Source organism: Pseudomonas sp. 57B-090624 (assembly GCF_003234055.1).
Lineage (GTDB): Bacteria > Pseudomonadota > Gammaproteobacteria > Pseudomonadales > Pseudomonadaceae > Metapseudomonas > Metapseudomonas tohonis.
This window is the reverse complement of the sequence record NZ_QKRU01000002.1, coordinates 1-13433: the sequence shown is the minus strand read 5'-3', so window position 1 is coordinate 13433 and position 13433 is coordinate 1. Positions and strand designations below refer to the sequence as shown.

General features: G+C 68.5%; 8 protein-coding genes. 1 reads left to right on the top strand and 7 read right to left on the bottom strand.

Annotation, left to right across the window (positions count from 1 at the left end; genetic code table 11):
- Positions 1–72: 72 nt before the first annotated feature.
- The 7 genes from DMX10_RS01210 to DMX10_RS01180 form a co-directional block, all read right to left on the bottom strand.
- Entirely contained in the window at positions 73–1713 is a 1641-nt protein-coding gene (locus DMX10_RS01210; protein WP_111259389.1) for a BatD family protein, read from the bottom strand.
- Positions 1710–3455, bottom strand: a complete 1746-nt coding sequence (locus tag DMX10_RS01205) for a VWA domain-containing protein (protein WP_111259388.1) — start codon at positions 3453–3455, stop codon at positions 1710–1712. The genes DMX10_RS01210 and DMX10_RS01205 overlap by 4 nt, the downstream gene beginning before the upstream one ends.
- Positions 3452–4471, bottom strand: coding sequence for a VWA domain-containing protein (locus DMX10_RS01200; RefSeq protein WP_111259387.1), 1020 nt, complete (start codon positions 4469–4471; stop codon positions 3452–3454). The genes DMX10_RS01205 and DMX10_RS01200 overlap by 4 nt, the downstream gene beginning before the upstream one ends.
- Positions 4464–4958, bottom strand: coding sequence for a DUF4381 domain-containing protein (locus DMX10_RS01195; protein ID WP_111259386.1), 495 nt, complete (start codon positions 4956–4958; stop codon positions 4464–4466). Before DMX10_RS01195 ends, DMX10_RS01200 begins: the two co-directional genes overlap by 8 nt.
- Positions 4955–5890 carry a DUF58 domain-containing protein gene (locus DMX10_RS01190; protein ID WP_111259385.1) on the bottom strand — a complete coding sequence of 312 codons (936 nt, stop codon included), beginning with the start codon at positions 5888–5890 and terminating at the stop codon, positions 4955–4957. The genes DMX10_RS01195 and DMX10_RS01190 overlap by 4 nt, the downstream gene beginning before the upstream one ends.
- Before the next feature lie 3 nt (positions 5891–5893).
- A complete protein-coding gene (locus tag DMX10_RS01185) occupies positions 5894–6853 on the bottom strand; it encodes a MoxR family ATPase (protein ID WP_111259384.1) in 960 nt (319 codons plus the stop codon).
- A 151-nt stretch (positions 6854–7004) separates the two neighbouring features.
- Positions 7005–7754, bottom strand: coding sequence for a carbonic anhydrase (locus tag DMX10_RS01180; RefSeq protein ID WP_111259383.1), 750 nt, complete (start codon positions 7752–7754; stop codon positions 7005–7007).
- A gap of 335 nt (positions 7755–8089) precedes the next feature.
- Here DMX10_RS01180 and DMX10_RS01175 point away from each other — a divergent pair, with 335 nt between their 5' ends.
- Positions 8090–12955 (top strand): NAD-glutamate dehydrogenase, encoded by a 4866-nt coding sequence (locus DMX10_RS01175; RefSeq protein ID WP_111259382.1) that lies wholly within the window; start codon positions 8090–8092, stop codon positions 12953–12955.
- Positions 12956–13433: the final 478 nt, after the last annotated feature.

Genomic DNA, 13433 nt, shown 5'->3' with positions numbered 1-13433 from the left:
GCGCCGGAGACGCCTTTCCCGCGCTGAAGCACGGGCTACGAAGTGGCACCCCGAGTTGGGGTCGAGGGCGGATCAGCGCGGATAGAGCGGCGGCAGCCCGCTGTCGCCAGCGGCCTGCTGCTGAACCTGCGGCGTGGGCAGTGCGCGGATGGCCTTCCACAGCTCCTCGCCCTGCCAGTGCTGGCCGCTCTCGCTGTAGAGGGCGCCGTTGAGGCCATCCATGGCGTCGGAAAGCGGCACGAAGCGTGCGGCCATGTCCGCCAGGGTTTCCGGTTGCTGCCGCGCCCAGGCGTCCAGGGCCTGGCGCGTGGCGTGGGGGTCGTTGGCCAGGCAGGCGCGCTTGAGGTCGTCGAGCAGGGTGCGCGGGCTGGGGCCGGTCTGTGCGGTGGGCAGGATCGCCGGTTGCCGGCGTGCGTGCCACCACAGGCCGAAGCCCAGCAGCGTGGTCAAGGCCAGCAGCAGCGTGGCGAGCTTCCAGGGCCACAGCGGCGGGCCCTCGACCACGCGCTGGGCGTCATTGGCGTTTTCCACCGGTGCTTCCGGCTCCAGCGCGGGGTTGTTGGCCACTTCAAGGGTGCGCCCCGGCAACTGGCTGCGTTCCAGGTGATCCTCGCGGGTGTTCCACCACACCACTTCGACCGGCGGCAATTCGATGCGCCCGCTGGTGGTGGGCACCAATGCCTCGCGTTCCTCGCGGCTGCCGAGCACGCCGCGCTCGCTGGCCTGGTTGGAGAGCTGCGGCTGGTCGGGATAGCGGCGCAGGCCCGGTGCATGGGTGGCGGGCAGGGCGGGCAGCTGGGCGCTGGCCAGGCCCTCGACCTTGACCATCAGGCTGCGGGTCAGCGAATCGCCGACCTGGGCCTTGTCCGGCTCCGGGTTCCAGGCCTCGGCCAGGGTCAGGTTGCGTGCCGGCAGCCAGGGTGCATCGGCAGGGTAATCGGCCGGCTTGGCCTTCACCGTCAGCGGGATTTCCGGCGAGCTGACCCGCGTCAGCCGACCCGGGCGTGGGCCGAAGGGTTGGTAGTCGTTCTGCCCGGAGCGCTCCACCAGGGTGGCGCTGAACACCTGGGCGGGGATGCTCAGCTGGCCGCTCTTCTGCGGGAAGATCGCGTAGCGCAATTCGATCACGCCGTGGCGGATGCCGTTGATCTCCTTCTCGTAGGTGCGCGCCTCGCCCAGTTGCTCGATGCGTGCATCGGCCATCTGCAATGGGGTCAGGCTGCTGTCGTCGTACAGCGAGACGGAGTGGTAGATGCGCAGGGTAAGGATGGTCTGCGCCTGCACGTACACGCTTTCCTCGTCCAGGCTGGCGTCGATGAACACCGGGGCCAGCTTGCTGTTGCCGGCGGCGTTGTCGCTCTTCTGGATATGCAGGGTGATCGGCCGGGTCTCGGCCTCGCCCAGGCGCAGCGGCGGGATCACCACGAAGCCGCTCTGTTTCGGCTGCAGGGTGACGATCCAGCGCGTGGCGCGGTCGTCCTGGCCGTTGAGCGTGCTGATGCGGTTGATCTGGCGCGTGCCGAGCACCTCGAACAGCGACTCCAGCGGCTTGAGGTCGGGCTTGCCGAACAGTGTCGGGTCGGAAGACTCCAGGATCAGCTCCACCGTCTCGCCCTCGCTGAGGCGCGCGCGGTCGACGCTGGCGGTGAAGCCCGCCGCGCTGGCGGTGCAGGCCAGCAGGCTGAGGAGGAGGGCGCAGAGGAGGCGCATCATTCTTGGTTTTCCTGGCGGCGTTGCTGTTCGTACCAAAACTTGCGGCGCAGCAGTTCGGCGGGGTCGTCGGGAATCTGCCGCAGCCATTGCTCCAGGGACTGGCGACGCTCATCGCCCAGCGGCTCGGCCTTGCCGGGTGCGTCCGTGGGTTGCTGCTGGTCCTCGGGCTTCTGGCCGGGCTCGGCCGGCTGGTCCTGCGCACCGGCCTGCTGGCCCGGCGGCTTGCCCTCTTCGGGCGGTGTGGCGGAAGCACCTTCGGCACCCTGCTGCTCGTCCTTGTCCTCGCTCTGCTCCGGGTCGCCACCCTGGGCGGCGGAGGGTGGCTCCTGGGGCTGCTGCTGGCCCTGCTGGCCGTCCTGCGGCTGTTGCGATTGCTGCTGCTTCTGCTGCTGCAGCACCTGTTCCACCAGCGCCTTGTTCTTCAGTGCCGGTTGCAGGTCCGGCTCACGCTCGAGGGCTGATTCGTAGGCGTCCAGGGCGGCCTCCAACTGGCCGGCCCTGGCCAGCGCGTTGCCACGGTTGTAGTGGTCGGCGGCGCTGTCGCCACCGGCGAAACGCTCGGCGGCTTCGGCGTGCTTGCCGGCCTCGTAGAGCGCATAGCCCTGCCAGCGCGGGTCCTCGAAACGACGGGCCGCCTCGGCAGGCTGCTGGGCTTCCAGCAGGCGCTGGCCCTGCTGGTCGGGCCGCAACCACAGATCCTCCGGTTCGAAGGCCAGGGCAGGGCGGGGCAGCACGAAGAACAGTGGCAGGCAGAAGATCCAGCCCCGGCGTCCGGCGCAGGCGGTGATCAGCAGCAGCGGCAGCAACAGCCAGTGGCCCTGGTCGGCCCAGGCTTCCAGCCGCGTGGTTTCACCACTTTCGCGCAGGGTCTGGGCACCGCCGAGCAGGTCCAGGTTGCGCAGGTCGCGTTCGTCGACGCGGGCGGTGGCGTATTTGCCACCCAGGCTGCCGGCGAAGCGCTTGAGGCTGGGTGCGTCCAGGCGCGGCAGGAGGATGGCGCCCTGGGCGTCCTTGATGAAGCCGCCGTTCTCCTGGGCGATGGGCGCGCCCTGGGACGTGCCGATACCGAGGATGCTCAGGCGTTCGCTCTTCGAGCCCAGCGCCTTGCGGATGCCGTCGCGTTCCTCCTCGCTCAGGCTGCTGGTGATCAGCAGCAGGCGGCCCTGGCCCTGGGCACCCTGCTTGAGCAAGGCGAGGGCCTTCTCCACGGCGAGGTCGGCGCGCTGGCCGGGCTCCGGCATGATCGATGGCTTGAGCGACTCCAGCAGGTTGCCGGTGGTCATCAGGTCGTCCGAGAGCGGCACCAGGCTATGAGCGCTGCCGGCATACAGGACGATGGCGGTCTGCGCATCGTGGCGGGCTTCCAGCAGGTCGCGCAGCTTGCGCTTGGCCTGCTCCAGGCGTGTGGGCGGCACGTCGGAGGCGAGCATCGAGGGGGTCAGTTCGAGGATCACCACCAGCGGGTCCGCGCGTTTCTGCGTGCTTTGCTCCACCCGCTGCCAACTGGGGCCGATCAGCGCCAGCAGGCCCAGGCCCCAGGCCAGGCCGAGGGCGATCCATGGCAGGCGGTTGCTGCGTTCGCGGCCACCGCCCAGCAGCCAGGGCTGGAAGGCGATGGGCAGCAGTTGCTGCCAGCGTCCGCTGCGGCGCTCGCGGTGCCAGAGCTGCCAGATCAGCCAGGCCAGCAGCGGCAGCATGAGCAGCCAGAGCGGGCGCGACCAGTGCGGCCAGAGTTCGCTCATGGGCGCCTCCTCAGCCACTGCGGCCGTTGCTGCAGGGCGTGGGGCCACAGCTCGCGGCTGATCAGCAGCAGGCTCAGCAGGAGGGCGGCGCCCAGCGGCCAGCAATACAGCGCCAAGGCGGGGCGGGCCTGGCTGGGCAGCTGCGAGACGGGCTCCAGCTGGTCCAGCTCGCGCTCGATCTCCTCCAGCTCCTTGCTGGAGCGGGCGCGGAAGTAGCGGCCACCGGTCTGCTCGGCGATGCGGCGCAGGGTCGCCTCGTCCAGGTCCAGGCCGGGGTTGAGGCCGAACATGCCGAGCACGCCGCCCTGTTCCGGGTCGGCACCGATGCCGATGGTGTAGATCTTCACCTGCTCCTCGGCGGCCAGGCGGGCGGCGGTGAGCGGCTCGATCTCGCCGCCGGTGTTGGCGCCATCGGTGACCAGCACCAGCACGCGGCTGTTGGCCGGGCGCTGGCGCAGGCGCTTCACCGCCAGGCCGATGGCGTCGCCGATGGCGGTGTTCTTGCCGGCGATGCCGATCAGCGCCTCGTCGAGCCAGACGTGCACGGTCTGCCGGTCGAAGGTCAGCGGCGCCTGCAGGTACGCCTGGCTGCCGAAGAGGATCAGGCCGATACGGTCGCCGATGCGGCCGTCGATGAACTCACCCATCAGGTGCTGCACCAGGGTCAGGCGGCTGACTTCCTTGCCGTCGAGCTCCATGTCGGCGTAGTCCATGGAGCCGGACACATCCACCGCCACCAGCAGGTCGCGGCCGCTGGCCGGCAGGGGTTGCGGCTCGCCCACCCATTCCGGGCGCGCGGTGGCGCACAGCAGCAGCAGCCAGAGCAGGATGAACGGCGCCTGCTGGCGCCAGGCCGGCAGGTTGGCGCGGGCGCGGCGGCCGGCGAGGGCCTCCAGCTCGCCGAGGAAGCTCACCTTGAGCGCCGCCTCGCCGCTGTCGGCCGGCGGCAGCAGCACGCGCAGCAGCCAGGGCAGCGGCGCGAGCAGGAAGATCCAGGGCCAGGCGAGCTCAAACATGTTTGCGGATCCAGGTGTCGACCGCCTGGGACAGGCCCTCGATGGCCTTGTCGTCGAGCTTGCACTCGGGGCGGTAGGCGCCTTCCACCAGCACCATCCAGCGGGTCAGGCCGGCGGCGGGGCAGCGGTTGTCCAGGTAGGCCAGCCAGGCACGGCCGCTGAGGGTCAGGCTGTGGTCGTTGGGATAATGCAGGCGGCACAGGCGCTTGAGCAGGCCGTTGAGCTGCTGCAACCAGGGGCCTGCGGGCGCGCCGTCGTAGGGCTTGCGCAGCTGGGCGAGTTCCCGGAGGGCGGCCTCGCGCATGGGCTCCAGGGGCTGTTCCGCCCGCTCGCCGCGTTGCCGGCGAGGCAGGCGGTGGCGCAGGCGCCAGAGGCCCCATAGCAGCACCGGCAGCAGCGCCGCCAGCACCCACCAGCCCGGCGCGGGCGGCCACCAGGGCACGGCGGCGGGGGCGATCAGCGGTTCCAGCTGGTCCAGCGGGTTCATCGCTTGCCACCGCGGTGCTGCAGATGGTCGCGCAACTGGTCGACCATCCCGGCCTGGGTGCTCAGGGGCAGCAACAGCACGCCCAGGCGCTGGGCCAGGCGCTGCCAGCGAGCCTTGCGGGCCTCGCCCTGATCGCGATAGGCCTGGCGCAGCTCGGGGTTGTGGGTGTCCAGCTCCAGCCTGGCACCCAGCTCGGTGAAGCGCAGCAGCCCGGCGGCGGGCAGCGCGTGGTCGAGCGGGTCGGAGAGCGGCAGGAGGATCAGGTCGGTGTGGCGGGCGAGCAGGGCGAGCTGCTGCTCCGAGGTGTCGGACAGGGTGCGCTCGTCACAGAGGATCACCACCAGGCTGCCGGGGCGCAGCACTTCGCGGGCGCGGCGCAGGGCCAGGCTGAAGCCTTCACGGGGGGCGCCCTGCTGGCCGCCGAGCGCCTGGTTGGTGCGCACCAGGCGGTTGAGCAGTTGCAGCAGACTCTGCTTGCTGCGCCGGGGCTTGATCTCGTGGTGCTCGCTGTCGCTGAAGACCAGGCCGCCGATGCGGTCGTTGTGCCCGAGGGCGGCCCAGCCGATGAGGCTGGCGGCGTGGGCGGCGAGCACCGACTTGAACATCTGCCCGGAGCCGAAGAACAGCCGCTGGCTCTGCTCGACCATGATGAATACCGGGCGTTCGCGCTCTTCGTGGAACAGCTTGGTATGTGGCTCCTGGGTACGCGCGGTGACGCGCCAGTCGATGGTGCGCACGTCGTCACCGGGCTGGTAGACGCGCACCTGGTCGAAGTCGACGCCGCGCCCGCGCAGCTTGGAATGGTGCAGACCGATGAGCGGGCTGCGCCGCGAGGGCGTGGAGAACAGCTGCACCTCGCGGACGCGGTGGCGCATGTCGATCAGCTCGGCGAGGCTGACCTTGATGCCGGTCGGGGCGGCTGGGCTGTCCATGGGTCAGGCGACGGCGACCACATCGAGGATGCGCTGGATCACCCGGTCCTGGTCGATGCCGGCGGCCTCCGCCTCGAAGGAGAGGATCAGGCGGTGGCGCAGGGCGTCGAAGAGCACCGCCTGGATGTCCTCGGGGCTGACGAAGTCGCGGCCGGCCATCCACGCATGCGCGCGGGCGCAGCGGTCCAGGGCGATGGAGCCGCGCGGGCTGGAGCCGTAGGCCAGCCATTCGGCCAGCTCGCTGTCGAACTTGGCCGGGGTGCGCGTGGCCATCACCAACTGCACCAGGTACTCCTCCACGGCATCGGCCATGTACAGGCCGAGGATTTCCTTGCGTGCGGCGAAGATCGCCTGCTGGCTGACCTGGTGCTCGGGGCGGGTCTCGCCGTTGAGGGCGACGCCACGGGCCTGCTGGAGGATCTTGCGTTCCACCGAGGCCTCGGGGAAGCCGATCTTCACATGCATGAGGAAGCGGTCGAGCTGGGCCTCGGGCAGCGGGTAGGTGCCTTCCTGCTCGATGGGGTTCTGGGTCGCCATTACCAGGAACAGCGGCGGCAGGTCGTAGGTGGAACGGCCGATGGACACCTGGCGCTCGGCCATGGCTTCGAGCAGCGCGGATTGCACCTTGGCCGGCGCGCGGTTGATCTCGTCGGCGAGCACCAGGTTGTGGAAGATCGGCCCCTGCTGGAACACGAAGCTGCCGGTCTCCGGGCGATAGATCTCGGTGCCGGTGATGTCGGCGGGCAGCAGGTCGGGGGTGAACTGGATGCGATGGAACTCGGCTTCCACGCCTTCGGCCAGGTCCTTGATCGCCTTGGTCTTGGCCAGGCCGGGCGCCCCTTCCACCAGCAGGTGGCCATCGGCGAGCAGGGCGATCAGCAAGCGGTCGATGAGCTTTTCCTGACCGAGGATCTGGGTGGACAGGTACTGGCGCAGGGCGATCAGTGCTTCGCGGTGTTCCATCGTCGGGCTCGCTCGGGTTGGACGGGGGCAGCCAGGCCCCCGGAGAAGGCGAGGTACTTTAATCCAAGCAGAGGCCTGCGGCCTAGGCGAGCGCGTGGACGCGCAGCGAAATCGTGACGGGCCGAGCGCTACTCGCCCGGCCCGCGAAGGCTCAGGCGATCAGCTCGACCTTGCCGCTGGCCAGCCGGTAGATGCCGCCCACCACCTTCAGGCGACCTTCGGCAACGGCATCGCGCAGCAGGCTGGAGCGCCCGGTGAGCTGCTTGAGGTTATCCCGCACGTTCTGGGCGATGGCGTTGTCCAGAACGTCGCCCTTGTGTTTGAGCACCGCCTGCGCCGACGGCGCGATGGCCGCTGCCAGGCCCTGGATATGGCCGGGGTAGCTGGCGCCGTCGCGGGCCATCTTGAGGCCGGCCTCCACCGCGCCGCAGCCCTCGTGGCCGAGCACCATCAGCAGCGGGATGCCGAGCACGGCCACGCCGTATTCCAGGCTGGCCAGGCCGTCGTCGGTCACCAGGTTGCCGGCCACGCGCACGGCGAAGAGGTCGCCCCGGGCCGTGTCGAAAGCGTATTCCGGGGCAATGCGCGAGTCGGCGCAGCCCAGCACGGCGGCATAGGGGTTCTGCGCGGAGACCAGGGCCTCGCGCTCGGTGAGGAAGTCGTGGCGGCGGGTCAGCCCATCCACATAGCGTTGGTTGCCCTGCATCAGGCGTTCCAGGGCAGCGTCCGGGGCCAACTGGTTCTGTGGCTTGGGCGTGGGGGCCGCAGCCGGGGTGGCGGCCAGGGCGGTTTGGCCCAGCAGGGGCGCGGCGGCCACTGCGGCGGCGGTCATGCCGGCCAGGCGCAGGAAGCGCCGGCGCTCCGGGCGGTCAGGGGTATGCGGTTCGTGGCAGGTGCACATGGTGGGTGCTCCGGTGGGAAAGGGGAGTGGCGAGTCTAGGGGCCGCACCGGGTCTGCCGCTGTGGGCGCGCTGTAGGCGCTACCGAAGTGCTCGTGTCGTCATTTTTCCGTGATCCATGTCGGCTTGCTGAAGGCGGCTGTCCGAGATTGACCGAATATGTCGCAGGGCTAAAAGCGTCGCACCGGGTGCCGCCCTTAATCTGTTCACGAGGATGACTGGTCGGTCCCAGGCGGCTCCGACTCGTCACACTGCCTTGAATCTCCTCCTGATCCATCACCGCGCGATAAGCGTTCTACGCTTAACCCCCAACAACAGAGCCAAGCGGAGCACAACCATGGCGTTCTTCACCGCGGCCAGCAAAGCCGACTTCCAGCACCAACTGCAAGCGGCCCTGGCGCAGCACGTCAGCGAACAGGCCTTGCCACAAGTAGCCCTGTTCGCCGAACAATTCTTCGGCATCATCGCCCTCGACGAACTCACCCAGCGGCGCCTGTCCGACCTGGTGGGCTGCACCCTGTCGTCGTGGCGAATGCTGGAACGCTTCGACCCGGCCAAGCCGCAGGTGCGCGCCTTCAACCCCGACTACGAAAAGCACGGCTGGCAATCCACCCACACGGCGGTGGAAGTGCTGCACCCCGACATCCCCTTCCTGGTGGACTCGGTGCGCATGGAGCTGAACCGCCGCGGCTACAACATCCACACGCTGCAGAACAGCGTGCTCAGCGTGCGCCGCAACAAGAAGGGCGAACTGCAGGAAGTGCTGCCCAAGGGCACCCAGGGCAAGGACGTGCAGCAGGAATCGCTGATGTTCCTGGAGATCGATCGCATCGCCGCGCCCGCCGCCCTCAAGGCCCTGGAGAAGGCCATCGAGGAGATGCTCGGCGAGGTGCGCATCGCCGTCGCCGACTTCCAGCCCATGACCGCCAAGGCCCGCGACCTGCTGGCCTGGCTGGACAAGGCCAAGCTGAAGGTGGACAAGGCCGAGCTGGCCGAGATCAAGGTCTTCATGAACTGGTTGCTGGACAACCACTTCACCTTCCTCGGCTACGAGGAGTTCACGGTGGTGGACGAGGGTGAGGCGGGCGGTCACCTGGTCTATGACGAAGCTTCCCTGCTCGGTGTCTCGCGCCTGCGCCGCACCGGCCTCAGCGCCGCCGACCTGCATGTCGAGAAGGAGGCCGTCGACTACCTGCGCGGCCCGGTGCTGCTGTCCTTCGCCAAGGCCGCCGAGCCGAGCCGCGTGCACCGCCCGGCCTACCCGGACTTCGTCTCCATCCGCGAGCTGGACGCCAAGGGGCGCGTGGTCAAGGAATGCCGCTTCATGGGCCTGTACACCTCCGCGGTGTATGCCGAGAGCGTGACCGAGATCCCCTTCATCCGCGGCAAGGTCGCCGAGATCCAGCGCCGCTCCGGCTTCGATCCGCGTGCCCACCTCGGCAAGGAGCTGGGCCAGGTGCTGGAGGTGCTGCCCCGCGACGACCTGTTCCAGACCCCGGTGGACGACCTGTTCTCCACCGCCATGGCCATCGTGCAGATGCAGGAACGCAACAAGATCCGCCTGTTCCTGCGCCGTGATCCCTACGGGCGCTTCGCCTATGCGCTGGCCTACGTGCCGCGCGATGTCTATTCCACCGAGACGCGCCTGAAGATCCAGCAGATCCTCATGGAGCGCCTGCAGGCCAGCGATTGCGAGTTCTGGACCTTCTTCTCCGAATCCGTGCTGGCGCGCGTGCAGTTCATCCTGCGCCTGGACCCGAAGAACAAGGCCGTGGTCGACCCGGTGCGCCTGGAGAAGGAAGTGATCCAGGCCTGCCGTTCCTGGAAGGACGACTACGCCAGCCTGGTCAACGAAAGCTTCGGCGAGGCCCAGGGCACCCGTGTGCTGGCCGACTTCCCGAAAGGCTTCCCCGCCGGCTACCGCGAGCGCTTCGCCCCGCATTCGGCCGTGGTCGACATGCAGCACCTGAACAGCCTCTCCGACGAGCGCCAGCTGGTGATGAGCTTCTACCAGCCGCTGACCCAGGGCGAGCAACTGCTGCATTGCAAGCTGTACCACGCCGATAAGCCGCTGCCGCTGTCCGACGTCCTGCCGATCCTGGAGAACCTCGGCCTGCGCGTGCTCGGCGAGTTCCCCTATCGCCTGCACCGCCAGGATGGCCGCGAGTTCTGGATCCACGACTTCGCCTTCACCAGTGCCTCGGGCCAGGAAGTCGACATCCAGCAGCTCAACGACACCCTGCAGGACGCCTTCATCCACATCGTCGGCGGTGACGCCGAGAACGACGCCTTCAACCGCCTGGTACTGACTGCCTCAATGCCCTGGCGCGACGTGGCGCTGCTGCGCGCCTATGCCCGCTACCTGAAGCAGATCCGCCTGGGCTTCGACCTGTCCTACATCGCCAGCACGCTGCTGAACCATGTGGACATCGCCAAGGAGCTGGTGCGCCTGTTCAAGACCCGCTTCTACCTGGCCCGCAAGCTCACCGCCGAGGACCTGGAAGACAAGCAGCAGAAGCTCGAACAGGCCATCCTCGGCGAGCTGGACAACGTCGCCGTACTCAACGAGGACCGCATCCTGCGGCGCTACCTCGACCTGATCAAGGCGACCCTGCGCACCAACTTCTACCAGCCCGATGCCAACGGCCAGAACAAGGGCTACTTCAGCTTCAAGCTCAGCCCGCGGCTGATCCCCGACATCCCGCGTCCGGTGCCCAAGTTCGAGATCTTCGTCTACTGCCCGCGCGTGGAAGGCGTGCACCTGCGCTTCGGCGACGTCGCCCGGGGCGGCCTGCGCTGGTCCGACCGCGAGGAAGACTTCCGCACCGAAGTGCTGGGCCTGGTCAAGGCGCAGCAGGTGAAGAACGCGGTGATCGTGCCCATGGGCGCCAAGGGTGGCTTCATCCCCCGTCGCCTGCCCGTTGGCGGCAGCCGTGACGACATCCAGGCCGAGGCCATCGCCTGCTACCGCATCTTCATCAGCGGCCTGCTGGACATCACCGACAACCTCAAGGAAGGCCAGGTGGTGCCGCCGGCCAACGTGGTGCGCCACGACGCCGACGACCCCTACCTGGTGGTGGCGGCCGACAAGGGCACCGCGACCTTCTCCGACATCGCCAACGGCATCGCCCTGGAGTACGGCTTCTGGCTGGGCGACGCCTTCGCTTCCGGCGGCTCCGCCGGCTACGACCACAAGGGCATGGGCATCACCGCCAAGGGCGGCTGGGTCTCGGTGCAGCGCCACTTCCGCGAGCGCGGCATCGACGTGCAGAAGGACAACGTCACCGTGATCGGCATCGGCGACATGGCCGGCGACGTGTTCGGCAACGGCCTGCTGCTGTCGGAAACGCTGCAGCTGGTGGCGGCCTTCAACCACATGCACATCTTCATCGACCCGAACCCGGACGCGGCCAGCAGCTTCGTCGAGCGCAAGCGCCTGTTCGACCTGCCGCGCTCCTCCTGGGCCGACTACGATGCCAAGCTGATCTCCGCCGGCGGCGGCATCTTCCTGCGCAGCGCCAAGAGCATCGCCATCAGCCCGGAAATGAAGGAACGCTTCGACATCCGTGCCGACAAGCTGACCCCCACCGAACTGCTCAACGCCCTGCTCAAGGCACCGGTCGACCTGCTGTGGAACGGCGGCATCGGCACCTACGTCAAGTCCAGCAAGGAAAGCCACGCCGACGTCGGCGACAAGGCCAACGACGCCCTGCGCGTGGACGGCCGCGAACTGCGCGCCAAGGTGGTGGGCGAGGGCGGCAACCTGGGCATGACCCAGCTGGGCCGTGTCGAATACGGCCTCAACGGCGGCGCCAGCAACACCGACTTCATCGACAACGCCGGTGGCGTGGACTGCTCCGACCACGAGGTGAACATCAAGATCCTCCTGGGCGAGATCGTCGCGGCCGGCGACATGACCGGCAAGCAGCGCAACAAGCTGCTGGCCGAGATGACCGATGCGGTGGGCAGCCTGGTGCTGGGCAACAACTACAAGCAGACCCAGGCGCTGTCCCTGGCGCAACGCCGTGCCCGCGAGCGCATCGGCGAGTACAAGCGCCTGATCGCCGCGCTGGAAGGTGCCGGCAAGCTGGACCGCGCGCTGGAGTTCCTGCCCGGTGACGAGGAGCTCAACGAGCGCGCCGCCAACGGCCAGGGGCTGACCCGGCCGGAGCTGTCGGTGCTGATCTCCTACAGCAAGATCGACCTCAAGGAATCGCTGCTCAAGTCCCTGGTGCCGGACGACGACTACCTTGCCCGCGAGATGGAGACCGCCTTCCCGCCGCTGCTGGCGAGCAAGTTCGGCGAGGCCATGCGCCGCCATCGTCTGAAGCGCGAGATCATCAGCACCCAGATCGCCAACGACCTGGTCAACCACATGGGCATCACCTTCGTGCAACGCCTGAAGGAGTCCACCGGCATGAGCGCGGCCAACGTCGCCGGTGCCTACGTGGTGGTGCGCGATGTGTTCCGCCTGCCGCACTGGTGGAAGCAGATCGAGTCGCTGGACTACAAGGTGCCCGCCGAGCTGCAGCTGACCCTGATGGACGAGCTGATGCGCCTCGGCCGCCGTGCCACCCGCTGGTTCCTGCGCAGCCGCCGCGAAGACCAGAACGCTGCCCGTGACGTCGGCCACTTCGGCCCGCGCGTGGCCGAACTGGCCGGTCGCCTGGACGAGCTGCTGGAAGGCCCGGCCCGCGAGCAGTGGCTGGCCCGCTACCAGGCCTACGTCGAGGCCGGCGCACCGGAGGAACTGGCCCGCGTGGTGGCCGGCACCAGCCACCTGTACACGCTGCTGCCGATCATCGAGGCCTCGGACGTCACCGGCAAGGACACGGCCGAAGTGGCCGCCGCCTACTTCGCCGTCGGTGGCGCGCTGGACCTGTCCTGGTACCTGCAGCAGATCACCGGCCTGCCGGTGGAGAGCAACTGGCAGGCGCTGGCGCGCGAAGCCTTCCGTGACGACCTCGACTGGCAACAGCGGGCGATCACCGTATCGCTGCTGCAGATGGTCGATGCCCCGGTCGACATGGACGAGCGCGTGGCCCTGTGGCTGGAACAGCACCGCCCGCTGGTGGAGCGCTGGAAGGTGATGCTCACCGAACTGCGCGCCGCAACCGGCACCGACTACGCCATGTACGCCGTGGCCAACCGCGAGCTGATGGACCTGGCCCAGAGCGGCCAGCATGGGGTCAAGACCTCCTGAGCCATCGTTCGCTGAAAGGTTGAATGTGCTCTGGCCCCGCTTCGGCGGGGCTTTTTTTGCCTGGTGCTTCCGTGGTCGGACCGGATGACGCTGGCGTCCCCTCAGTACTCCGGGCATTGAAGTGATTGGGTTCCTACAGCAGCTCCCCTCATTTCTTCGGACACTTCCCGAGCCCTTTGGGGGCTTTTCCCTATTCCCAGCCCATCGGGGTTTTCAGCCTACTGTCTCGCCCCGGATGCAGGGCTTGGCGGTCTCATCGAGATACGGTCACGAAGCGGCGATGCATACGGGCCATCCCATCGATGAGGCCTCGACATGCTTGCCGAACTCCGCCATTTCTTCGATCACAGTCGTCACCGCCTGCAGGTGGGCGAACTCGACGTCGGGCTCGACGTCCTCGCCTTCGTCGGGGACGAGACGCTCAGCCAGCCCTTCACCTACCAGGTCGAGTTCACCTCGTCCCAGCGCGACCTCCCCT

Excerpts from the sequence above, each read along its gene's own strand:
- DMX10_RS01210 (WP_111259389.1), bottom strand. The coding sequence starts at position 1,713 with ATGATGCGCCTCCTCTGCGCCCTCCTCCTCAGCCTGCTGGCCTGCACC.
- DMX10_RS01205 (WP_111259388.1), bottom strand. The coding sequence starts at position 3,455 with ATGAGCGAACTCTGGCCGCACTGGTCGCGCCCGCTCTGGCTGCTCATG.
- DMX10_RS01200 (WP_111259387.1), bottom strand. The coding sequence starts at position 4,471 with ATGTTTGAGCTCGCCTGGCCCTGGATCTTCCTGCTCGCGCCGCTGCCC.
- DMX10_RS01195 (WP_111259386.1), bottom strand. The coding sequence starts at position 4,958 with ATGAACCCGCTGGACCAGCTGGAACCGCTGATCGCCCCCGCCGCCGTG.
- DMX10_RS01190 (WP_111259385.1), bottom strand. The coding sequence starts at position 5,890 with ATGGACAGCCCAGCCGCCCCGACCGGCATCAAGGTCAGCCTCGCCGAG.
- DMX10_RS01185 (WP_111259384.1), bottom strand. The coding sequence starts at position 6,853 with ATGGAACACCGCGAAGCACTGATCGCCCTGCGCCAGTACCTGTCCACC.
- DMX10_RS01180 (WP_111259383.1), bottom strand. The coding sequence starts at position 7,754 with ATGTGCACCTGCCACGAACCGCATACCCCTGACCGCCCGGAGCGCCGG.
- DMX10_RS01175 (WP_111259382.1), top strand. The coding sequence starts at position 8,090 with ATGGCGTTCTTCACCGCGGCCAGCAAAGCCGACTTCCAGCACCAACTG.